Annotated in this window: 17 protein-coding genes; 8 read left to right on the forward strand and 9 right to left on the reverse strand. The window is 62.2% G+C overall.

Features of this window, described 5'->3' with window-relative positions; all coding sequences use genetic code 11:
* Nucleotides 1-943: 943 nt before the first annotated feature.
* Nucleotides 944-1,294 carry a Clp protease N-terminal domain-containing protein gene (locus ROP_RS44705; protein ID WP_012687054.1) on the forward strand — a complete coding sequence of 117 codons (351 nt, stop codon included), beginning with the start codon at nucleotides 944-946 and terminating at the stop codon, nucleotides 1,292-1,294.
* A 407-nt stretch (nucleotides 1,295-1,701) separates the two neighbouring features.
* Here the strand turns inward: ROP_RS44705 and ROP_RS43455 are convergent, their stop codons facing one another.
* Nucleotides 1,702-2,253: a hypothetical protein gene (locus ROP_RS43455; protein WP_012687055.1), complete on the reverse strand. Its 552-nt coding sequence runs from the start codon at nucleotides 2,251-2,253 to the stop codon at nucleotides 1,702-1,704.
* 124 nt (nucleotides 2,254-2,377) lie between these two features.
* On the opposite strand from ROP_RS43455, the gene ROP_RS38730 reads away from it, so the two are divergent.
* The 3 genes from ROP_RS38730 to ROP_RS43060 all read left to right on the forward strand — a co-directional run bounded on the left by ROP_RS38730 (nucleotide 2,378) and on the right by ROP_RS43060 (nucleotide 5,792).
* Nucleotides 2,378-2,770 carry a hypothetical protein gene (locus tag ROP_RS38730; RefSeq protein WP_231869141.1) on the forward strand — a complete coding sequence of 131 codons (393 nt, stop codon included), beginning with the start codon at nucleotides 2,378-2,380 and terminating at the stop codon, nucleotides 2,768-2,770.
* Between the two features lie 443 nt (nucleotides 2,771-3,213).
* The gene (locus ROP_RS42170) at nucleotides 3,214-4,929 is read left to right on the forward strand and encodes an AAA family ATPase (protein WP_012687057.1); all 1,716 of its coding nucleotides are present in this window, start codon (nucleotides 3,214-3,216) and stop codon (nucleotides 4,927-4,929) included.
* The gene (locus tag ROP_RS43060; protein ID WP_148222687.1) at nucleotides 4,926-5,792 is read left to right on the forward strand and encodes a DUF2325 domain-containing protein; all 867 of its coding nucleotides are present in this window, start codon (nucleotides 4,926-4,928) and stop codon (nucleotides 5,790-5,792) included. Before ROP_RS42170 ends, ROP_RS43060 begins: the two co-directional genes overlap by 4 nt.
* 182 nt (nucleotides 5,793-5,974) lie before the next feature.
* Here ROP_RS43060 and ROP_RS43065 read toward each other — a convergent pair whose 3' ends face one another.
* From ROP_RS43065 to ROP_RS38740, 3 genes are all read right to left on the reverse strand, one after another.
* Nucleotides 5,975-6,430 (reverse strand): HEPN domain-containing protein, encoded by a 456-nt coding sequence (locus ROP_RS43065; protein WP_148222688.1) that lies wholly within the window; start codon nucleotides 6,428-6,430, stop codon nucleotides 5,975-5,977.
* Nucleotides 6,431-6,516: 86 nt separating this feature from the next.
* Nucleotides 6,517-7,668, reverse strand: a complete 1,152-nt coding sequence (locus ROP_RS42175) for a DUF262 domain-containing protein (RefSeq protein WP_148222689.1) — start codon at nucleotides 7,666-7,668, stop codon at nucleotides 6,517-6,519.
* Between the two features lie 439 nt (nucleotides 7,669-8,107).
* Entirely contained in the window at nucleotides 8,108-9,394 is a 1,287-nt protein-coding gene (locus tag ROP_RS38740; protein WP_012687059.1) for a DNA cytosine methyltransferase, read from the reverse strand.
* Between the two features lie 230 nt (nucleotides 9,395-9,624).
* Between ROP_RS38740 and ROP_RS38745 the strand changes: the two genes are divergently transcribed.
* From ROP_RS38745 to ROP_RS38760, 4 genes are all read left to right on the forward strand, one after another.
* Nucleotides 9,625-10,332 (forward strand): HNH endonuclease, encoded by a 708-nt coding sequence (locus tag ROP_RS38745; RefSeq protein ID WP_012687060.1) that lies wholly within the window; start codon nucleotides 9,625-9,627, stop codon nucleotides 10,330-10,332.
* A gap of 121 nt (nucleotides 10,333-10,453) precedes the next feature.
* Complete coding sequence (locus tag ROP_RS38750) at nucleotides 10,454-11,371, forward strand: NaeI family type II restriction endonuclease (protein WP_148222696.1); 918 nt, start codon at nucleotides 10,454-10,456, stop codon at nucleotides 11,369-11,371.
* 140 nt (nucleotides 11,372-11,511) lie between these two features.
* Nucleotides 11,512-11,967 (forward strand): very short patch repair endonuclease, encoded by a 456-nt coding sequence (locus ROP_RS38755; protein WP_080512624.1) that lies wholly within the window; start codon nucleotides 11,512-11,514, stop codon nucleotides 11,965-11,967.
* A gap of 134 nt (nucleotides 11,968-12,101) precedes the next feature.
* Nucleotides 12,102-12,281 (forward strand): hypothetical protein, encoded by a 180-nt coding sequence (locus tag ROP_RS38760; RefSeq protein WP_043827429.1) that lies wholly within the window; start codon nucleotides 12,102-12,104, stop codon nucleotides 12,279-12,281.
* 226 nt (nucleotides 12,282-12,507) lie between these two features.
* On the opposite strand, the gene drmB is transcribed toward ROP_RS38760, so the two are convergent.
* From drmB to ROP_RS40645, 5 genes are read right to left on the reverse strand one after another with little or no spacing between them, the layout of a single operon-like run.
* The gene (gene drmB, locus ROP_RS38765) at nucleotides 12,508-14,391 is read right to left on the reverse strand and encodes a DUF1998 domain-containing protein (RefSeq protein ID WP_012687064.1); all 1,884 of its coding nucleotides are present in this window, start codon (nucleotides 14,389-14,391) and stop codon (nucleotides 12,508-12,510) included.
* A complete protein-coding gene (locus tag ROP_RS38770; RefSeq protein ID WP_012687065.1) occupies nucleotides 14,388-17,879 on the reverse strand; it encodes a helicase-related protein in 3,492 nt (1,163 codons plus the stop codon). The genes drmB and ROP_RS38770 overlap by 4 nt, the downstream gene beginning before the upstream one ends.
* 4 nt (nucleotides 17,880-17,883) lie before the next feature.
* Nucleotides 17,884-19,569: a nuclease-related domain-containing DEAD/DEAH box helicase gene (locus ROP_RS38775; protein WP_050785280.1), complete on the reverse strand. Its 1,686-nt coding sequence runs from the start codon at nucleotides 19,567-19,569 to the stop codon at nucleotides 17,884-17,886.
* A complete protein-coding gene (locus ROP_RS38780) occupies nucleotides 19,566-21,089 on the reverse strand; it encodes a hypothetical protein (protein WP_012687067.1) in 1,524 nt (507 codons plus the stop codon). The genes ROP_RS38775 and ROP_RS38780 overlap by 4 nt, the downstream gene beginning before the upstream one ends.
* Entirely contained in the window at nucleotides 21,080-21,703 is a 624-nt protein-coding gene (locus ROP_RS40645; protein WP_148222690.1) for a hypothetical protein, read from the reverse strand. Before ROP_RS40645 ends, ROP_RS38780 begins: the two co-directional genes overlap by 10 nt.
* Nucleotides 21,704-22,177 lie beyond the last annotated feature (474 nt).

Raw genomic sequence — 22,177 nt, forward strand, 5'->3', positions numbered from 1 at the left:
CGCGGCGCTGCTCCCGGCGCTCCGCGCCGGGAGACGGGGCGAGTCGCTTCGCTCCCCGCCAGGGAGCCGCTGCGCGGCTCGCGGTGGGTCCATTCCCGTTGCCGACGATCGAGTCGCTTCGCTCCTCTGAGTTTCCGAGATTAGGCTCCCACCAAAGCTTTTCATCGGCACGTTTGATCCGGTCCCCCACAGCCGAACGAGGCTGTGGAGACGGGGTGGTGCGCCCGGCCCGCCGCCCACTCGCCTTCCTGTGCCGCTCCATGTCATACCCACAGCATACCACCCACCCCCACACAACCCAAAACATCGAAAACCTCAAATCATCTAAATCTGTTGATGAACAACAACTTCCAAACCTTACAAGCTGAGGTTTGTGCACAAAACACGTAAAGACCTATTCACCAACTAATTACCGAAACATGTTGCAAATCAACGTCTTTCAAAAACGACTCAAAACCGGACGCAACAGACACCCGCGCGCCCGCCGGAACCCCGGCGCCGCCACTCCCCGAACAGGTCGCCGGCGCCCCCACATCACAAACCGGGGACATGTCATCACACCAGGTCACAGCACCATTACGGCCGCGAGTGCCGAGGTCGCGTCGATCCCACCCATAACCACCTACACACCGCCCAGAATGGGCAGCAGGGAATTCAGCAGCGGTTCGCGTCGCTCGCGGCGACGCCTGGGGAGGAAGTACGTCATGGTGTTCGAGAGATTCTCCGATCAAGCCCGTCAAGTGGTCGTCCTCGCCGCCGGCGCCGCCCGCACCCACCACCAGAACTCCGTCGGCACCGAACACCAGCCCGCCCCAGATCTTCGACGCCGGCGCCCCGGAGCGGCAGCGCTGACCTCATGGGGTGTCACCGCGCCGGCCCTCGAGAGCAAGCTCGCGGGTGCCAGCGCACCGGCAGGCTCCGCTCCGGCGGTTGGGCACATCCCGTGCACCGGCGAAAACGAAGAAGGTCCTCGAGGACAGCCTGCGCCAGACCGCCCTGCTCGGGCACGAAGAGGATCGGCACCGACCACCTTCTCCTGGCCCTGCTCGACGACCCCACCTCCACCGGCGCTCAGATCCTCACCGACCTCGCATCCCTGCCCATCAGCGAGATGCGTGAGCACCTCAGACGCGAACTGGCCCAGCAGCCCACTCCAGGTCCCGCACACCGCATCCCCATTCGGCTCAGCGACGACGAGTACACCCGCGCCCACGCTGCCGCCCGCACCGCCGGCCAGAACCTCGAAACCTGGATCCACAACCGCATCACCGACGCCCTCGAACAACCCGAATAGCAGGTTCAGTCCACACACCCACCGGCGGGCGACCGAGGTTCTACCTACTGACACCGGCACCGAGACTGCCGAGGCACAACACGAACGGCCCCCACCACCGCAAACGGTGGAGGGGGCCGCCCCACGACACAGACGCGCCTGCATCGCATCAGCCCGTTTTCACCCGACTGCCAAGCGCACTAGTCGCTCCGCTGGCCGGAGAAGGAAGACCGGACCGAACCTGGACGTCACGCTACTGCGACCATCCACTCACGCACAACCACCGAAACCAGCACCGGGCTCACACCGGGACGTGTCATCTTTCCTGGTCAGCGCGCTCTCCGAAGCCGCGGTTTTTGCCGTCCATCCACGCGATGACATCGAACACCCGCAGTGCCGAGACCTCTTCGGGAAGGCCGGCCTCCTATTCAGTCTCGAATGGCTCGCGCGGTATCCATTAGGTTCTTTCTGGCCTGCACATACCCTTGCCGCGGTTCGTCAACATCGGGTGGCGACGGCTCATCGGAAAGGTCACCGTTGTTCTGAATATAGGCAACGGTCCGGCTCAAAACAGTTCGGTTCCAGTCAATGACCGACTCGCCGAACTTTGTGAGGGCTGTGTGCAGCTCATCTAGAGCCGTCTTGGCAGATGGAATTACTAACTCCGCGCGCGCAATCGCGTTCAGGAGCGCGGTTTCCTCCTCGCGGAACTTCCGAATCCGGGAGGCAATTTGTTCCCATATCTCGTCCTCATCGTTGTAGGTCGAGTACATTCGGATCTCGCTCTCAGCCGCGTCAATCCCGACGAACGCATGGTCCGCCGCTGCGACTGCCTCGACAAGGGCGATTCGTTGCTTTTCTCGCTGGTCGACACCGCGGGTTCGGTTCGACCATATGAGGTTGAAGGTCTGAGTGATAACAATGCCGCTGAGGGTGCTACCTGCCGCAAGGATTGCCGCCCAACCTGGGGTGAAGTACATCCTCAAACAATTACACGAGCGATCGCACTCACGCTGGTCGGGATATTCGGGTAAGTCATCTACGCGCTGCAACTGGCAACGCAATCCCGCGCTAACCGTTACCCGGTGGCGGCACCGGTTTCGGGTGATGTGGCTGACAAACCCCGCCAGCACAGTCGGGGCGGCGCTCACCGTCTACGTCCGCCGGGGCGGCGCGGTAACCTTCCACAACCACTTCCGATGGCCCGCAATCACACCCCAGCGGCCACCGGCCGGCCGCCAGCTACGGCTCGAACTACTGACCATTGCCGCCGAGGCCGACCAACTCGTCATTACCTTCACGACAGATAAACGCATCGCCACCACGTACAACAGGGACGGGTGGCGGGCACCCACCCCCGCCGAACGTCACGAGTACACGATCCCGACAACCACGAAACAAAACGGCGAGTTCACGCGCTGGGATCTGCTGTTCGATCCTCACGACGAAAAATGCGCAGCCACCCTCACAGCTGCACGAGCCGAACTCGCTACCTGAGAGACGCAGCTGTCGGTGGCTAGGCGCCGCGGCGGGCACGGGCGCCCTCGACCACGGACCGCTGAAGCACCCAGGTACCGCCCACACGGGTGACCGGCAGCCCTTGCCCTTGATGGCCTTCAGCACGCCCTGACGGGTCATTCCGAGGCCGTCGGCGGCCTCCTGCACCGACACCAGCGGCGGGCGGCGGTCCATCGCGTCGGTGAGGCGGTCGAGATGGAACCGGAACGGATCCTCGACACCGCACAGACCAGTAACCCGAACGCGACCCAGGGGCAAATATCGCTCGAGACTTCCAGTTCGGGGCAAGATCGAGACCTTCACCCGTCAAACATTTCGCCCACCACCTGTCAATACGCTGGGTGAATGAGTCCAACAAATGGTGAAGACTAGCCGCTTCGCCTGCAGACCGCGGTTCGGACGCGGAGCCGTATATTGATGCGATGACCACAAGCACGCAAAGCGCTCGGAGACTAACGCCACGCTCCCGCGTCATCCAGTGGACAGTCCGCAACTTCAAAGCGCTCGAGCATGCGACGTTGCCCCTAGACAGATTGAACGTGCTTGTTGGCCCAAATAGTTCCGGAAAATCGAGCCTTATCCAAAGCTTGTTACTTTTAGCGCAAAGCACTGATGATGAAGTAATCCTCAACGGCCCATTGGTCCGCCTTGGCGACCCTCTCGATGTCATAAGCGCAGATTCCGAATTTGTATCTCTTGGTTTTGTAGTAGACGGGACAAGAATCCCCGGAGCCGACGAATCGACAAGCAACGTACTGTTCGAAGTGACTTTGAGTCACCAGCACGGATCGCTCGTAGTTTGCGAATTTACTGCAGTCGAGGAAAACACTGACCGGATACTTATAAGAGCAACATCCGAACGAGTCAATGCCGGAATTCGGGCCGACGTCACGAAGGACTCGCGAGTCCACGAAACAGTCCTCCGCGTCCGAGAGATTAACGGCAGCGACTCACCCTCATCAACATTCATTACCTTTACCGGCCTATTTCCGGAAGCTTTGGTCTACAAAAGCACTCGGCAGCAGGTGCTGTCCGAATTGCGTAGAGGTATACGTAGCGCCAGAAACGATTCCGATTCTGAACTTGCATTTTCTGCGACGTATGAAGTAACACAGTGGATGCGCCGCAATATAGACAAAATGCCCGAAGAAGTCCGTGGCATCGTGACATCAAAATCACATGGGGCCTTCTCGCAACTGTTCGAATTGCCGCGCACTGCCTTGAGCGAGCTACTAGACGCATTCGTCGCGGCCGAAGTATCCGAAATCGAATGGGCACGAGTATCGATTACCAACTTCCGGCGCCTTGGGACCCGACGTATCCGATCTACCGCACTGCTTGGACTTAGCCCTAAACGTGAAAACGTTGTTTCGGTCCTTGCACTCGCTTCAGATGCTCTGCTGGCCTTCCAATCTTCGATTCGCTACCTTGGGCCCCTCCGTGAAGAGCCGCAGGTGGTTTCCCCGACCGGCGCCAGATATCGCGCGTTACCGGCAGGACCCAAAGGTGAATACACCGCCGATCTCTTGGCCAGAATGAGGGTAAGCGAGATCCGTTACGGCGATTGGAACGGCGAGATTCGCGTCGGAACAGTGTCCGAGGCTCTTACCCTATGGACCGCCTACCTTGGGGTCGGGGACGACGTCTCGGTTGAAGATCAAGGAAAACTGGGCAGAGGACTTCGCATCCGCGTTAACGGGATCGAGCGCGACCTTACAACAATTGGCGTGGGAGCGAGTCAACTAATACCCGTCCTAACCGTTGTTCTCACTGCTCCTGCCGGTTCAATAGTTCTCCTGGAACAACCGGAACTGCATCTGCACCCTTCGGTGCAAAGTCGTTTGGCGGATTTTTTCCTTCGTGCACGCATCAACATAAAATTGGTCGTAGAGACACACAGCGAGTACATGATCACACGGATTAGGCGCCGTGTAGTAGAGAAGACGACACCTGCCAGACATATTGCGGTTCTATTTGCCGAGCAACACGATGGCATCACTGAAATGCGCCACCTACACCTTGACCGCCTCGGAGACTTCTCTCATTGGCCACGCGCTTTCTTCGACACTCAGGACGAAGAGGCACGCGCCCTTGTGGTCGCTGTCAGAAAAGCTATTGATTCTGGACAAAAGTCATGAAACTGTTGCTCGATCCCCGATTGCTGATTTTCCCGTCAGAGACCAGCGACCGGAAGCAGTTGATTGAAATATGGGGAAGAATTGTAGATTGGTCTTCAGACAGTCGCATCGCTATAGGCACCGAATCCCTAGAACATGTGTGGAATCACTTCGGGGAGGTCGGATATCCCGAGAAGGACTTAGCAATGTACCCGCCGGCACTACGAAACGAGTACAGGCAGGCATTGAATAAAATAATGTCGCGCATTATCGAGCACTGTAATCACCCCACCGAGCTTGATGTGCGTCCGGAGTACGTCGGAAGTGAGGAACAGAAGAATGCGTTGACTCGCGACGTCGCGGGCACAGCCGGAGGGTCGATCGTCGGCATCGCGAGCACTCGATCAAGCTGGAGCGAGGATTGCGTAAAAGTGTGGTTCACACCGCCACCACCTAGCGAACTCGAAATATGCGTTGATGCACGCTCACCACTTGCAATTGAGACTCGAGCGACCGTCGAAGCCGCCCTGCGCGGAAGACGGGTTCACATAGTCGGCGGCAAGCCGAATCAACGTATTTATAAATCGATTTTTGAAATGACGGGGATCCGAGAGTCGGACATACACTGGATCGCTGCGGAAAAGTCTAAGCCTCCACGGGATCTAGACAAGAAGTGGGGAAGCTTAAGACCAGACCGCGACATAGCTATATGCATCACGGGGAGGATCGGACATGCACAGTCAGAAAGGGCCGCTACGACTGCCGCAAAGGCCGGGGTTATATACCTCCCACTGGAATCGGCTAACGAAATTGAATCTGCATTAGTTGAAGTGATTCCGCGCATGAGGGAAGCCCAAGGCTGGCGTATCAGCGAGAAAGATTGAATTGCCAGCCTTGGATTTTGTTTTATACGTAGAGCAGCATCCTCACTCAGGGACGCCGCGAGAAATGTCGAGGACACTGGCGAGCGGGGTAGAACAAGGTCAACCCCACCGGCTTTGTGGTGATTCGGCGACCGCTCACGGCTTCCGGTTGCCGAGGATTGCTAGCACAAGCGCCGGAAATCTTACCTCCCAATATTCGAATAGCCCACGGTCTTGCCTTCCTCATTCAATACTTCCACACTATCGCCTAGAAAATTCTCGACAAGCCAGTCATATACCTCCTCGCAAATTGCGACGTAGCGCGCCGGGTCTAGTTTTCGACCACCATGCATTTTTCCGTGCGCAACGTCATTCCTAACCTCAAGCAAATCCGACAGAATATCACGTCGATTGCTGTTCAAGAATTTTTCGAATGCAGATTTTTTCTCGTTCCCAAACCGTCCTATTAATGAAATAAATGGATTCACGCGTAGGTTAGGTGCATAGATAAAGCTCGACTTTGAGAACTCAAGAATCGGCCCGCTAGATTTCTGCACTAGATAGGAGGTTAGTATGACATGGGTTACCTGCTCAAGAAACCCAGCACACCGGAGACAAAGATATTTGCGCAGGTCTTCCTGCAACTTGAGTTCTGTCATCGGGATGTACCGCAAACTACGAAGATACCGCTCGTGCTCGGATTTCAAGCTTGTCCACAGAGAGTGTGCCTCCGCACGTCCAGCTATCACAACTCCGCGGCCTCAGAAAATATTGATCTTGCCACAGAAAGACGACCATTCACGCTATCCCGGTGTGACGTACTGCGAGTAACATACGCTCGGTATTCCTCCGAATCTCGAAGTTTGTCAAGGCTTTTTTTGAGCTCAGATGGAGAAATTGATCCCCCACCCAGAAAGATACTCATTAAATTTGCCAGTGTTGCATCCACATGCGCAGCATTGATGGTCCCTGAGTACCTTAAGGCATTACTGCCCGACGCCGCCACCAGCGCCGATGTCGATTTAGCGAAAGCATCCGAAAGTTCAGCAGTTGGAGTCGACTTCAGATCGCGGTTGTCTTTCAGATAGTTATTCAAGAAGTCGGACATGGGAGGACGATAAGCACTGGTCTCCCCGTTGCCCGACCCCGACGTGCTCATTGCCCGCAGCAGCGCCAGCGATCTTAGGATAAGCTCATGATCTTTAAGTCGTTTATGGGCTGGCCCGAAAAGCCTTCTCCAATTTTCGTCATGATTTAGATCTCGTATCCAGTCGACAACCGGACCGCGATAGAGTGCAACTCGGATTTCCTGAGCCGTCAAAGATACCCCACCACTATTTAGTCTACCGAAAAGTCGATAAATTGATTCGCGACCATCAGGGCCTTTAGGCTCAATAACGGTTGCTTGGATAAATGTATTGTTTAAGCGCCGCCGACTCTCACTATTTAGGGTTTCATATGTCGCCCCTTGGAGATGCTCCGCAACTTCGTTGAGTGAAAATTCACGGCCGTTGGGATACTTGCCCTTGTAGAACGACTCGAGAGCGGTCAATCGTTGTTGTCCGTCTAGGACCAAGTAACGCTGGTCGGGTTCAAGGACAAGAAAAATGCTTGGAACAGGCCATCCTAATAGAAGTGATTCGATGAACTGTTCCATCTTCTTAGGAGTCCAGACTCCCTGCCGCTGGAATCCGGAGATCTCAGATCCCGCCGATTCGTCAGGGTCAAACCGCGGTACTACGATATCTCCCTGCTCAAGTCGACGCACCAATCCAGCCACGTCGAAATCTGCACCTAGATAGGACAGTGTTGAATCACCTAGATCTACTAGGCCCTCGTCGTCCGTGACACTCTCGTCAATAACGTCGGGGTCTGGGAGGTCGGCGCTCGTTTGCATGCGATCACCATATCCGCGGGGAAGTGCAGATGGTAGTTCTCTGCGCTCGCGCCCTCCAACTGCGGAGGGGACGCGTTCCCCGTCAGCCTTCGCTGTTACTCGCGGAAACGCGCATGCTTGCCGGTCTTGCTGGCCACAGCGGTTGCGCCAGGGACTCACATCCATATGCCGATCTGGCGCCCTTGTCAGATACTGGCACCACAGCTATCTGACGTTGCTATCTCAATTTGTCCTCACCTGCGACAGCGCAAATTCGTCACAATGGTTTTTTGAGCTGACCGGACACGGCCCAAAGGAGTTGCCCTCGATTTCACGGAAATGCGGCTTATGTGAGAGTAGACGTTGCTCGAACATAAATTACTATTGAAAATGTGACGTAGATCCACTAGGCGCCCGGCAATCCTGTGTTGCCCCCGCAGTCGTTCCATTTATCAGGTTTCTAGCTGACTCGCGACCGAAACGCGGTGATGTATTCGTGACGCTGATGATCGTCTTGTCCGGTGAAGCCTTTGAACTCCCCCAGCCGGTAGGACACGCCCGACTTCGTCTGTTTGATGTCCACGGTGAAGTCGCGGGACAGGTTGGCGATCCGCCGTTCGAGGTCGTGCTCTTCCACCAGTCCGTCGGACAGTTTGAGAAGCTTTGTTGCGGTGACGAATCCGTCCGTCGATTTGAGGATGCGGTAGACGGCGTCGTGCACAGTCTCCGGCGCGAGCTCCAGGATTTCTCGGCGGGCGGCGGTCTTGTCGAAGGCGGCGACGATCGACTTGCCGATAGCCTGCGCCACCGGCGGGGGGAACGCGTTTCCGATCTGCCGGTACTTCGCGGTCTTGCCTCCGGAGAATTCCCATTCGCCGTCCTTCCAGCCCTGCAGCCGGGCGACCATCGGCAGGGTCAGCTTCGGCGGCACGTCCGCCGGGTGCGGGGAATCGGCTGCCGGGGGGTCGTTGGCAATGCCCATCCCGCTGGTGCCGAGCTCGAGCCAGGCCCGCTTGGCACGGGTGGGACCGAGGTCGGCGCCGCCGTGTTTTTTGCTGCCGCCGACCAGGGTGGGTGCGATGTCGTTGGCCAGCGCGGCCCAGTCGTCGACATGCTGCCACCCGTCCACGCCCATCAGGTCCTTCAATGCCGACCCGACAGTGTCCTGGGTGGGGGTTTTCTCGGGCCAGTGGAAGTAGGCGGCGTCCTCCTGCCGCAGTGCGACGAGGACGAACCTCGGGCGCAGCTGCGGAACCCCGTAGTCCGACGCCTGCAGTAGCCGCCAGTCGGCGACGTACCCGAATTCGGTCAGCCGGTCGAGGATCCGCTGCCGGTAGGCGGCGAACCGGGGGGCGGAGAGCCCGCGGACGTTCTCGAGCATCAGCGCCCGGGGCTGGATCTGCCCGGCCGTCTCCACCGCCCAGGCGAACAGGTCCCGCTCATCGGAGGCGCCGAGCTGCTTGCCGGCGATCGAGAACGGCGGGCACGGCACCCCACCGGCGAGGAGATCGACTCCCTCGTGTTCGCTGGGCTTCCATACCGTGGGGTCGGCGACGTCGCCCTCCTCGACGTCCCAGTCCGGCCGGTTCAGCTTCAGGGTCGCGCAGGCGTTGGTGTCCAGCTCGACCGCCAGCTTGTGCGAAAAGCCGGCCTTTTCCAGGCCCAGAGCCTGGCCCCCGGCACCGGCGCAGATCTCGACGACCTGGTAGTCGGACCTCGGCGTGGCGCTCTTCTTCTTCGCTGGCATGGGCCCCATCTTCCCTTACGCGGAACTGTTCGATGATATCCCCTCGTTCGAACACCCGTTTGATGCTGCCTTGTTCGGCGTGTCACGCCGAGCAGTGTCGCCGAACAGCGTCGAATATTCGCCGGACGTTGCCGCATCTCGACCGGCGCATTTGCTCGGACGAGCAGGTAGTTGTTGTTCGGGGCCAACCGGACCGGAGCCCAATGACCCCTCGCGAAAGGACACCGCCCGTGACGAACGGAGAAGTGCGCCGCTCCTCGCGGGTGCTGGTTGCCGAGTTCATCGCCGGAATCGGTGAGGGAAACAAGTTCACCAAACTCGACCTGAACAGGGCGATCCCCTTCTACGCGCAGAACGACCGGCGCATGCGTGACCTGCGCGAATGTGGGTGGGTCATTGACAACTACAAGGTCAACCCGTCGCTGGCACCGGACGAATACCTCGTCCGGCGCATCGGGGTCCGGATCGACCTCGGCGAACGCCCGCCCAAGCCCGCCCGCAAGACCGTCGGCGGAGCCAAACGCCGCCGGATCCTCGAACGCGACGGGCATGTCTGCGCCATCTGCGGCGTGCCCGCCGGTGAACCGTTCCCCGACGCCCCCGGCCGGCGGGCGGTGCTCACCATCGGGCACCTCATTCCCGTGGCCCGCGGCGGCACCGACGACGAGAACAACCTCCGCGCGGAATGCCAGCGCTGCGGTGACGAGTCCCGGGACAACACCCTCGACCCGCCCACCACCGACTTCGTCCTGACCCGGGCGAGGAACATCCGCAGCCGCAAGGAGAAGAAGCGGCTGTTCGCCTGGATGGTCGCCCGCCGTAAGGACCCTGACGACACCGAGCTGGTCTTCCTGGACTGGTGCCGGCTTCCCCACTCCGAACAACTGCGGGTGATGCAGGAATTCGGCCGACAGGTCCTCGCCGACGACGAGGGCTAACCGCCACACCCCTATTCACCACCCCTTATGACCGCGAGGTGCAACACGCACCCCGCGCGATCACACCTGCGCCGAACCGGCGCGAATCAGTTTCCGGAAAGGAACCCGGCCTGTGACCACCATGGACGCCTTCGCCGCCCCAGACCCCGAAATGGAGGCCGTTGCAGACGAACTCCTGCGCGCCGACCCGGACGGAGCCCGCTGGGCCGCCGTAGTCCGGCACACCTACGACATGATCTACAACGGCGCCGAAACCGGGCGCTACCGCTGGGACCAGCTGATGAAAACCGAGAAGACCCACTTCGGGACGTTGTTCGAGATCAATGCCCAGCGCGAATTCGAGTTCGACGGTGGTGACCAGACGGACTACCGCATTGCCGGTCACCAGGTCGATGCCAAGTGGAGCCAGAAAGAAGGCTCCTGGATGCTTCCCCCCGAGGTGTTCGGCCGCCTCGCTCTGGTCGCCACGGGTAACGACGAACGCGCGATCTGGTCCCTCGGCCTGGTCCGCGTCCGGCAGGAGTACCGCTCCGAGGGGGCGAACCGGGACAAGAAGACCACCCTCAACGCCCTCGGCAGATCCTCGGTGCGCTGGCTGTGGAAGGACGCCCCGATGCCCGCCAACATTCTCCTGCAGCTCCCCCGACCCGCCGTGGACGACCTCTTCACCCGCAAGCACGGCACGCAGCGGACCAACCAGCTCTTCCGCCTCGCCGAAGGGCAACTGGTGCACCGCAGCGCCGTCCGCACCGTCGCGATGCAACTCGACGACCAGAAACGCGTCCGGGCCAACGGCGGCGCCCGTTCCGCCCTCGCCCCCGAGGGGTACATCATTCTCAGCGGCACCTGGGAGAAGCAGAAGCAGATTGCCGCAGACCTCGGGGTCCCCGTACCCAGCAGGAAGGAATACATCTCGGTGCGGATCGTGCCCTCCGACCCGGGCACCGGCACAGAGATCAAGGGCGGACACTGGCGGCGGGCCACGCCGGGTGAGAACGTGACCGAACCGGCGCCGCTGTTCGTCAAGGACGACGAATAGGAAGAGCCAGGGGCAGGCGAACCCGGCCAGCACCGGAACAGCACGCACGCGATTCCGGAGCTGCGGGTCTGGCCACGGCGGTTCTCCCATGCCCCGCCGGGGCATGGGAGACCGAACGGCACTCGCGCTAGCCTGCGGACATGGCATCCGAGACGCGACCGCCGAGGAGCGGACGGGGTGCGCCGAGCGACGACGTCGTGGCGACATCGGCGGGCCGGTCACGCAACATGCAGGCCATCCGGCGCGCCGACACCAAGCCAGAGATCCGGTTGCGATCGGCCCTGCACGCGCTCGGGTTCCGATACCGCAAGGACTACCCCATCCGCATCGACGGCAGACTGATCCGTCCGGACATCGTGTTCACACGCCGGAAGGTCGTCGTGTTCGTCGACGGGTGCTTCTGGCATTCGTGCCCCGAACACGGTCGCAATCCCGCGGTCAATGAGCGTTACTGGTCCCCCAAGCTGCGACGGAACGCCGAGCGAGATGTGGAACAGACCCGGCTCCTGGAGTCGGCAGGCTGGCGCGTCCTGCGGATCTGGGAACACGTGCCCCTCGACGACGCGGTCGCCACGGTCACGGCTTCACTCACCTAAGCCGATCACCAAGCGACCGCTCACCGGAGACGGCAGCCCTTTATTCGCTGCCATCCCGACCGTGCATTTGTCACACACCGCGGGTGTATAGACACCATGCTAGGGTGTCTATACACCCACGGAAGGACCACGAAATGCGCACACTCAACGACTGGATCCCCGCCCTCGCCGCCAAATACGGCACCCCCGACGTCGTCATGCACATGACCGCTCAGCGCCAGGCCGGAGACCTCGGAATCGCCTGGGCAAAGGACATGCCTGCGAGCGACGTTCAGGCCGTCATCGAGGCCGTCGATGCCCTTTACTCCAAATGAGCAAAGGCACACCGCAGAAGGCGATTCGTGTCGACCCAGAGCTGTGGGAGACGGCGAAGCAGATCGCCTATCGACGCGATGAAACAATTTCCGATGTGATCCGACGGTCACTTCAGGAGTACATACGAGATCACAGCTAACGAGCGACGGCACCATGCGACCTCACCCACGCTCCGGCCGAGCGCACGGTGTACCGAAAGTTGTTGAATGCCGATCGAACCCGGCCTTACGGTCGTGCGAAGAAGCCCAGGGTTGGATCTGCGAATGTGCCGATGACTAGACCACGATCTAGGAAGCGGTTGAACTCTTCACAACTGGTCTCGGGCAGCAGCGCGCAGCCGTGGCAGGCGGCGAGGTTGCATGACTCGGGACCTTGCCCGAGCTCGCCAACTTCCATGCAGACAGGGTCGGTCGAGCACCAGCGGGCCTTATCGATTGTGGCTTCGAATACGGGTCCTAGGTTTTCGGGTCGGGCCATGCGCACCAGCCCACCCATCGTGCCTTCTGAATCACCAGCTGCGGTATAGATCAGTACACCAGCCATCTCACGGCCCGGCTCACCGGAGACGTACAGGCGTTCGCGTAGCGCTGCGGAGCTGTAGCCGCAGGTGAAGACCAGCTCGTTGATCAGCAGGTGCGCCAGGGTGTGCAGGAGGATCAGGCGTGGACTCAGGTCGCGTACCGGCCCGTCCGTTCCATGCCGGGAGGCGACGTAGTGCGTGCTGATCCGTCTCGCGCGCACCCGGACCTCGTCCCTGTTCTCCCAATCGGATAGCGCTTGGCTGTTGAGCTCGAGGTAGAGGCCTTCGCCCTTGACCACGCACGCTGGTAACCAGTCGTGGTCGGGAGGGAGGGCAGTCCGGCGCAGCATCGCCTTGCCCTCGCTGAGACGGAGCAGGCCGTCACGGACGCGGGTGAAACCCCGCAGCGCGCGGGTCTCGCGGAGGACTTCGACGCGGCGCACCCGATCGAGTACCTCGACGAGGCGATCCGGCACGCCGGGATCGCTGGCTTTCAGGTCGGGATCGTTCGGTGTTTCACGGAGCAGCTTGAATTCGGGATAGCGCCAGGTCACCGTTGAGGTCAAGGTTTCCGTTTCGCTGGGTCTGTCCGTTTTCTGACTGTTGCCGAGAAGCTCGTCGAGTCCCGCCGCCAGCTCGTCGTCGGAGAAGGATTTGAGTAGCTCAAGGGGAGTGGTCTTCCTCAAGCTGTCGGTTGTCACCTGTCCGACGATTTCATGGATCGCCGTGATCCTGGCCTGAACGTCGGGACGCCGGAGTAGCTCCAGCACTTCGGCGCTCACACCGCCTTCGTGTCGTGGCAGGTATATCGAGGATTCGACCTTCGGGAAGTAGACATTGCCGGCGGCCCGCAGCGCTCCGCGAAGGGGAAGGCCGCAGCCGCTCCCTTCATCGGCAACCCATGGGCGACTGCCGACACAATTGAATTCCGCGCCTGCGGCGAGATGGCTGGACAGTATCGTGCGCTCTTCGTCGCCGCGTTTGGCCGCTGTCTGTGTGATGCCCTCGAGTGAGCGTTGTGCCTTGCATCCGTCGCACTTGACGAGCTGCCCTGCAAGGGTCCCGCCGCCCTGTGACAGCAGGCGCAGTGTCCCGTGGCAGGTGGGTGAGAGCGAGTGGTGGACCCACTCGGGGAACGGGAAATCGTCTAGATGCCCACGCTCGCAGATGACGATGAACGGTACCTGCGACATGACTGGTCGCCGTCTTTCGTCGTGGGTGTTGTCTGTGCAGCGAACGAGTTGGGTCATGCTCAGCTTGGTCCGGCTGAGTCGTTTGCAGTAGATGCAAAAACACCAGCGCGGGAACCGCAGGACAGGAACCGAGAGCTTGAGATTGCGCTGTTCGTTACCTCCGCCGCGGGGGCGGCGGAAGTCTGGTGGCAATCGCAGCTCGCTCACCCTGAGCCGCTCTTGAAGCCGCCATTCCGGTACGAGAAACTCGTCGGGGTACAAGTTGTCGCGGTCGTCGGACTCGTACCAGTGATCGAGTCCGGCTGTGATCACCGAGCTGCCATTGACGAGGATGCTCAAGGCACCGACACCAAATGGGCTGACCAGTTGCGATCTGCGCATGTTCCCGGTGCTCATTCGGACTCCTCTGTCGTGCTTGCTGCGTCGGCGGCGTAGGCGGCGGTGATCCGCAACTGACATTCGGCGTCGACGTTGCGCATGCTTGTCGGTGTGTCCCAGATCGTCGGTACCAGTGCGCCGGGCTCTTGGGCCGATCCGGCCCAGCGCATCAGGCCCTGCATCGGATCGCCGCCATTTACGTTGGCGCTCCACTCTGTGCGCTCCCCATGGCGCCATTCCCGGGCGCGCCGGTCGATCACCGCGTCGAGAGTGGGTAGCTCGGCCGGGTCTGCGTGGGCGGCGCGGTCGCGGATGAGGCCGGTGGCCACACCGAAACGGGCGTCGGGAAACGGGTCGGGTCCCAATCGTGTCTCGGCGGACTGGCGAATATGGGCGACGGTGGCACCGTGTAGGCCACGTAGCAGCACCGGCAGGGCGAATGGCGTCAGGCTCGTGGGCTCGACCTGCGCGTAGAGACGCTGGTGGTAGCTGCGGAAGCGCTCGTAATGGCTACGGTCGCGTGGCTTGGCGGCACCGTAGATTGTGATAACCAATCCGGGCCGCTCCCACCATCGGCGGCCGACCCGGCCGCTCACCTGGATGTACTGAGCGGTGGTCTTTGGCTGCCCGATGATCGTCATGAGACCGAGCCGGTCGATATCGACGCCGACTTCAATGATGTTCGAGGCCAGGCAGACATCAACGCAGCAGTCCTGCCCGTACTCCTGCTGGAGCTCTTCTATCGCTTTCGGGATCTCGTCACTGCGCCGTCGGCTGGTGAGTTCTAGGGTGTTCCGCGGCCAGCGTATGTCCGCCGCGATGAGCCCATCGCGCTTGCGGATGCCAGTGAGGTAGTCGGGTATGTCGGACTGCAGGAGCGAGACGGTGTTGCCGAGTTCGCGCAGGCTGTTGAGGAAGTTGAGATTGGTCCAGTAGCCATCGCGATCCGCTTCCGGGATCTTCGTGGCTCCTTGGAGTGTCGCAGCGGCGACGCGGACCTGGACCGTCTGGATCGAACCCAGGGAGGGACTCATGACACCGAGGTAGCGGCGACCCTTGGCCTGGGTCCCGTCGGGGAGCGTGGCGGTCTCGGCGAAGAAAGACTTGCCCTCCTCGAGCCCATGGGGTGGAAACAGGGCCACCCGTGTACGCCCGTACAGGTCACGGATTTGCTGCTCGTAGCGCCGGATGGTGGCCGTGGAAGCGATGATCTTGGGGCGGATCGGCTCCCGGCCGCGATGGTCGGTGCAGAGGTCCTCGATAATAGCCTCGTACAGGCCGACCATCGATCCGAGCGGGCCGGAAATCAGGTGTAGCTCATCCTGAATGATGAGGCCCGGGGGGGAGACCTGGCGGGCACCATCCGAACCAAGGCCAAACAGGCCGCGGGCGTTCGGCTCCCAGGCGAGCATCGCGAACTTGTCTACAGTGCCGATGACCAAGGTAGGGCGAGTGTCATAGATGTCTTCGTCGACGACGTGGACCGGGAGGCCCTCCCGGTTGCGCATGCCGAATCGGCAGTTGCCGTCTGGGCAGATGAAACGGATCTTCGACCCGGCCACCGTCATATAGCCGATTGGTCCCTGACCGCCTGCTCTCCGAGAGTTGGACGCGGTCCCGGCTTTCGTTGCTCCCTCCGGCGGCCCCATCTGGGCGCCGCACCAGGGGCAGCGCAACAACAGGAAAGGGTTCTCCTGACTGCTGTCTTGCCGCAGCTTGCCGAGCGCGGTTTTGGCTGCCGCCCACCGGTTGGGTGTGGTGGCACTGCCGAGCCATATTCCGATGCTGAAGCGCTCGGTCCCGAGATCCGCTGCTCGCGAGCGAATGTCGTCCATCACGCACAGCAATGAGGCGGCCCGCAGGAACTGTTGTGCGGTCAGCAGCCGTAGCGTGTAGCGCATGAGCACGTCGGTGCCCGCGTCTGCCGGGTTGCGGAGTCGCCGGGCGAACATGCTGATTGCCGCCGCACCCAGATAGGCCTCGGTCTTGCCGCCCCCGGTGGGGAAGAAGATCAGGTCGACCAGTTCGCGGTCGGCTGTCGACGGGTCGAAGACGTCCGGCAGGCTGGCCAGGAGAAAGGCGATCTGAAACGGTCGCCAGGACCCGATGCCGGGTTCGGGTACAGCTGCCGGTGTTGGCCCGGCGACCTCGAAAATGCCTTGCCTGTTGAGGCTTACGGTACGGAGCGGGAGGCGCGAGCGGATTTGCTGGTAGTACATGGCTTCATTGGCGAGGCGGAACGCGCGGGCGGCGGCGGTGTTCGACTCCAGCAGTGCCTGCCCGGTCCGCATCCGTTCCAGGGCGCCCTCGCAGAGCTCCATGTGGCGGGCCGCGGCGTCGCGGTACCGATCCGGCAGGCCGGTTATCTCGTTGCGGCGGTCCTCGATCCAGCGGGCGTACAGACCGAGGACGGTCTCGATCTGCCGGTGCCCGTCCGCCGAGCCGTCGGCGAGGGATTTCATGCTGACCCGTACTGGTTCCCGCTGACCGTTGCCGTTGATGCAGTAGACATCGGGTGTCAAGCTTGGCACCTCGTAGGCCGGCAAGGCCTCGGCGCGGACCGCGCCCACCGTGTCACCGCCGGGCTCGTCCCAGTCGGCCGCGCAGCCATGACCGACGGCGTAGGTCCGCTTGTGCCGGTACAGCAGCGCGATGGACGCTTCCTCGTTACCGGATCCGCCCGGGGTGTCGGGCTCTGGGTAGGCCTCGATCCGGGCACCGTCTGCGGGGCGGACCTCGAATCCGGCTTGCAGGAGCGCGGCAGCTGAACCGCTGCCGCTTGTGGTGTTGACCAGCACGATGGTCACCAGGCGGCACGCGGGATCGGGATCGCCGGGGACGGGCCGGGTATAGGCCTGCAGTTGTGGTTGCACGCGCTCGTGGCGGGAGAGTTCGGCGTCCAGCGGGAACAGTTGTTTGGCGCCTCTGAACAGTGATTCAGCACTGGCTGTAGCGGTCATCGTGACAGGCCGGCGCAGCCACCACTCGCGCGGCGCGCCAGCGATGTGGACAGGCAGCCTGTCGTAGTACCCGAAAGAGGCCCGTATTTGCAGCGACTGTCCCGGTGCCATGCGGACACGGAAGGAAACGGCCATGGCGCTGGGCTGGAAGGAGTTGGCGTCGCTCAGGTCGAAGTCGTCGGTGTCAGGATCTGGCTGCCGCGTTGGCGTGACCGTGCCGCTGGGATCGATGTCGCGGATTTCGTCGTCCGTCGGAAGTCCCGGCGTTCCGGCGATGGTCTCGCCGGCGGCCTGGCTGCGGGCGGCCGAGCCTTGCGGGTACAGCACGCCGATACCGTAGCGCCGTAGCGGCTCGGTCTCGGTGAGGATTTCTTGACCGGTCGTCTCGTCGTACCAGAGGCCGTGCGAGGCGGGCCACGAGTCGAAGTGCACTGCACCGGTGGTCGTGTCGATCGGCTTGCCTCGTCGCGTCTCGCCCGGTGGAGGGCCGAACAACTCGCGCCGGACTGCCGCTTCCATGACTCCGCGCGCTTCGATCCCGCTCATTACTTCAGACCTCCAACTTTGGTCGCAGCGCTGATCGCCTTCCCACAAGGGACAGCCGGTCGGTGGCGCGGGTGAGACCGACGTAAAGCAGGGCATCGAATCCGGGAAGGCTGGCGTCGTCGATATCCGTCAGGATGATGGCCGGTGCTTCCAGGCCCTTGTAGGCATGAATGGTCGCGAAGCGCAGGCGGCCTTTCCGGGGCTGAGTGCCTTCTTCGGCAGCCAGGATCTGTCTCAGCCAGGTGTCGGTGGTGGTCGCGGCGAGCGAGCCGTCACGCCGGGGGCTCAGCAGCACGATCTCGTCCAGCTCGTAGCCCTCTGCTTTCAGGTCGCCGATGGCCTTGATGACCTCGGCGGCCTGCTCGCCGGGCGCCTCATACCAGTAGTAGCGCGGCGTTGCGCCGTCGTCGTCGCGCCGGAACCGTTTGTATCCCGGCGACATCGCCGCCAGCAGTTCGACCGTGGAACCAATGCGCGGCCTGTTCCGGCAGTTGGTCATCAGGCGGTGGTGGGCCAGGCCCGGGATGCGCTCGCGTAGGGCATCCCGCCCGTCTTCGAGGTCGTAGAGCGCCTGCCGCTCGAAGTCACCGAAGAAGAGGCAGCGACCGCCCGCCAAACCGCCCTTCACCATCAAGTCGAGCACGTCCAGATACGCGGGTCTCGCCAGATCCTGCATCTCGTCGACGATGAGGAAGTCACGGGTGAAGTCACCGTCGAGCAATCGGTCGATGGCGGTCACGAGTAGCTCATCCCAGAACGCGCGGTCGGGATGCGGCGGCGGTGTCAGCCTGGTCAGGCGCAGCAACTCGCTATGGAAGCCGCCGGCCTGCAGCCCGGCCGACGCCGGGGTGCTGGCCCGCAGGTGCCGGCCGAGCAGCCGGTTGAAGCAGAGAAGGCGACCATCAGCACCGCGAGCCTGCTCACGGCGTGACGCCTCGAGCGCCAAGAAGGTTTTTCCCGACCCTGCCGGGCCGGTGAACAGGACACTGCGATTCTCTGCCATGGCATCGAGGGCCTCGTACTGTTCCCCGAGGAAGGCTGTCAACTGCGTCGTACGGTCATGGCGGAGGTCGGCGGCCGCGATGGTGACGTCGAAGCGGGGACGCAGCGTAGCAGTGAGAGCGCCGGCCGACTCCTGGCTCGGCTGCCCGGGGCTCTGGCGCAGTGTGGGCAACCGGCCGGTCAGGTGTTCGCGGCCCTTGACCAATAGGCGCAGTACTGCCCGGGCGGCACCGGTGCGGAAATCCGTCAGGTCGAGAAGCTGCCACTCGTGCCACTCCGGTGAGGCCGGCAGGGATGCGCGGGCCCGGAGGTGGGTGAACCAGACACCGCTCACTATGGGCACCGCCCGCAGGTCAGCGCCCCGCTTCTGCAGGTATTCCCGAATGCTGTGCATTGCTTCATTCGACTGCTGGAACGGGCTGCGCGCGGTTGGCGGGTGGTTGCCGAGCTGCCAACGGCCATCGGGTAAACAGGTTGCCCTGGCGTGTGACTTGATCTCGATCACGGCGATGCCGTGACCGGGGGCAACGACCACGAAGTCCGCCTCACCCTGGGTCTGCCTGACATGTTCGGCGAGTGCCAGCGAGTGCAGCACCGTCCAGTCCTCGGCGAGGGGATCAGTGGCTAGCCGCTCGAAGACCTGGCGCTCCCCAGGTGGCGCATCGTGGGCAACGATGGGCGGAATCATTCGAGCCACTGGGCGCTCCGATCCTTGGACGGACGGCGGATGTCGCCCCGGTGCACAGGTTCGAGGTTCGGTGATATCGCGAGCACACGGGTCGCGATCATGCTCCGGAAGCCGGGGATGTTGAGTTCTAAGCGGAGGAAGCCGTCGCGATCGAGCCCGGCCAGGTCGGCTGTCGAGATGGCCTCTTCGAGGATCTCGCGGATGTCTTGACTGGCTTGCAGTCTGGCCCGGCGCAGGCTTGTGGCCAGCTCATAGTGCGGCTCCTTGGGCATGCCTAGCCAGCGCAGCAAGAACACGAAGTCGTTGCCGTTTTGCGGTCGCACCATGGTGGTGCTCGTCCATGCCGGTGCTCGGTCGGCGCGCGTGACACCGGCCTGCGCGAGGGACTGGATGGCAGTGCGGGTGCCCATACGGTCGAGTTCGCGGCGGAGCGCGGCCTTCCATTCCGCCTGGGAGGCGCGCGCTGCCGAACCGCGAGCGCCGAGTAACTCGATGGCCCGGTCGTAGAGCATCTCGGAAACGGTCGATCCCTCCCGCAGGACAAGGTAACTGCCCACCGTCAGGGCCGAGACGTCACTGAGATCGACGCGTTGTCCCGGCGGTCTTTGCGGGTGCAGGGTCCGGATGTGTTCGCCGGCCTGGTCGAGCATGATTGCCAGTCCACCACCGAGGAATACCTTCCGTGCCAACACCTCGCCTGGTCGAGGTGGCCGCGAGGGGGCCTGCGGGGACCAGCTCGGCTGCGGCACCAACTGGTCACCCACGACGACTGGAACTGGGGCGAGGACCGGTTCCGCGCCGATCGTGAAGACCTTGCGGCGGGGCCTGATCGCGCCCTCCGCATAGTCCGAAATTGGCGATACCGGCAACGTGCGGTCCTGCACCCACGACGGCAGCACGTAGGCAAGCTCACTGGCCCGCGGGGCCGACAGTAGCCCGGGGCCGAACAGTGAGGGCGATCCGACAGCGTAGGCCTGCTCGACGACGAACGCCTGCTCGCGAAAGGTCGCGCACAGAACCGGCACCGCGATGCCGAGTTCGCCAAACCATTGGCGGGTCGCATCCTGAGTGCGTCCAGACGCCGTAACCACAACACACGATTCGTAATTCACTTCAGCCAACGATTCGAGCAGTACCGCGCCGGTCGGGCGGTCCTCGAGATGTGCCCGTTCTGCCCGGTCTGCTAGATCGCTCAGAAGGAGCTGCGTCGTTTCATCCGCCCCGCGGATTCGCCGATCGCAGGCCGATCCCAGCGCAGCGACGAGTTCGTCCTCTCCAACCCGGAAGACTGGTGGGGCCGGGTTCGTCGCCAGGCGCCAGCGGAGTTGCCGGGCCATGGCCAGCAGGTCCTGCCAGACTTCAGGATCCTCCTCTCGCAGCCGGGCGATGAGCCGGCGCAGAGCAGCATCCAGCTGTGCGCCGGCGTCGTCGGCGACGGCATATAGCGCGATCTCGGCTCGCGCTAGCACCGCGGCCGCCCGGTAGCGGCCGGCGATCTGTGTCAGCGGCGTCATCGGCATGTCTCAAAGGCCAATGCTTCGATCCCCGGGGGTGGGTGCCAACCAATGTCATTGAGGGAGAGGGGAATGCCGCCCATCGAACGGGCCGCGAGGATGGAATCGGCGGCGAACTCATACGCAGCCGAACGATCGACGATCGCAACGGTTACATCGCACGACAGGTCGCTGATCCACCCAATCGCACTGCTGCCGTCCAAAACCGTCAGCCTAGCTTCGGGTGGCATGATCGCTTCTTCAGACCTGGCTGCGGGCAAAATTTCGCTGCGCCACGAGGGCCGAATTCCGTCGCTGGGGCGTAAAAGCTCAGCGAAGCTATTCCAGCCGGGATCGGAATCTCCTAACCCAATTCTGACGTCCATTTCCGAGGTGATCCAAGTCTTTGTGCCGATCAAGACAACATCTGACCCCGAGGCGACCTGTTCGGCTGGCCATGCCTCGGCACGGCCGGCACTGGTCACCAAACTACCCGCGAGGGGCACCTTGAGCTTGCGGTATCGGCTAAACCGCGGGGCCGGTACCAGGTACTTGATCTTCTCGAGCTGATAATCCATCTCACCGCCATGAATCTGGGTTCTTCCCTTGACCACACGCGACTCGTAGAAAGTCTCGGCCACCAAGCAAGTCCCGGCGAGTAGAAGAAGGACAGGCGTTCCCCGTTGCAAGGTAGGCAGCACGGTGTCCGGTGACCCCGGTAGCTCAACCGGTCTGGTCAGCGCCCAGCCCGTCGCGACAAGGACGGCGGCCAGATCCCTTGTTGGCACGGTGATCGCGACAATCAATCGCCTATCGGCAGCGGGTGGGGGCCGACGTGCAAGTCGCGCCCCCAGCGCAAGTATCGGGGCGGCCCAGGCGGCCTCCACAGGCTCAGCGCCATCATTCTCTAGCAGCACCAGGCCGCCTGTCATCTGCCGTCCCCTTTTTGCGCCGCGGTGTTCGTCGCATACTTACCATCGGACGACGACTCGTTGTCATTACAGCGCTGAGGCCGATCAGCCTGGGCGCCGCGCCCCGTCTGCCGGGGTGCGTGCGTTCCGCGGGCACAGTCTGGTTCGTACAGGGTTGATGTGCGATCCCACCCGTTGGGTTCA

It is taken from the genome of Rhodococcus opacus B4 (genome assembly GCF_000010805.1).
Lineage (GTDB): Bacteria > Actinomycetota > Actinomycetes > Mycobacteriales > Mycobacteriaceae > Rhodococcus_F > Rhodococcus_F opacus_C.

Coding starts and splice junctions, on each gene's coding strand:
- ROP_RS38780 (WP_012687067.1), bottom strand. CDS start 21,089: ATGCCGATGACGCCGCTGACACAGATCGCCGGCCGCTACCGGGCGGCC.
- ROP_RS43060 (WP_148222687.1), top strand. CDS start 4,926: ATGAAACTGTTGCTCGATCCCCGATTGCTGATTTTCCCGTCAGAGACC.
- ROP_RS42170 (WP_012687057.1), top strand. CDS start 3,214: ATGACCACAAGCACGCAAAGCGCTCGGAGACTAACGCCACGCTCCCGC.
- ROP_RS38755 (WP_080512624.1), top strand. CDS start 11,512: ATGGCATCCGAGACGCGACCGCCGAGGAGCGGACGGGGTGCGCCGAGC.
- ROP_RS38750 (WP_148222696.1), top strand. CDS start 10,454: ATGGACGCCTTCGCCGCCCCAGACCCCGAAATGGAGGCCGTTGCAGAC.
- ROP_RS42175 (WP_148222689.1), bottom strand. CDS start 7,668: ATGCAAACGAGCGCCGACCTCCCAGACCCCGACGTTATTGACGAGAGT.
- ROP_RS43455 (WP_012687055.1), bottom strand. CDS start 2,253: ATGTACTTCACCCCAGGTTGGGCGGCAATCCTTGCGGCAGGTAGCACC.
- ROP_RS38775 (WP_050785280.1), bottom strand. CDS start 19,569: ATGATTCCGCCCATCGTTGCCCACGATGCGCCACCTGGGGAGCGCCAG.
- ROP_RS38770 (WP_012687065.1), bottom strand. CDS start 17,879: ATGAGCGGGATCGAAGCGCGCGGAGTCATGGAAGCGGCAGTCCGGCGC.
- ROP_RS43065 (WP_148222688.1), bottom strand. CDS start 6,430: ATGACAGAACTCAAGTTGCAGGAAGACCTGCGCAAATATCTTTGTCTC.
- drmB (WP_012687064.1), bottom strand. CDS start 14,391: ATGAGCACCGGGAACATGCGCAGATCGCAACTGGTCAGCCCATTTGGT.
- ROP_RS38740 (WP_012687059.1), bottom strand. CDS start 9,394: ATGCCAGCGAAGAAGAAGAGCGCCACGCCGAGGTCCGACTACCAGGTC.
- ROP_RS38760 (WP_043827429.1), top strand. CDS start 12,102: ATGCGCACACTCAACGACTGGATCCCCGCCCTCGCCGCCAAATACGGC.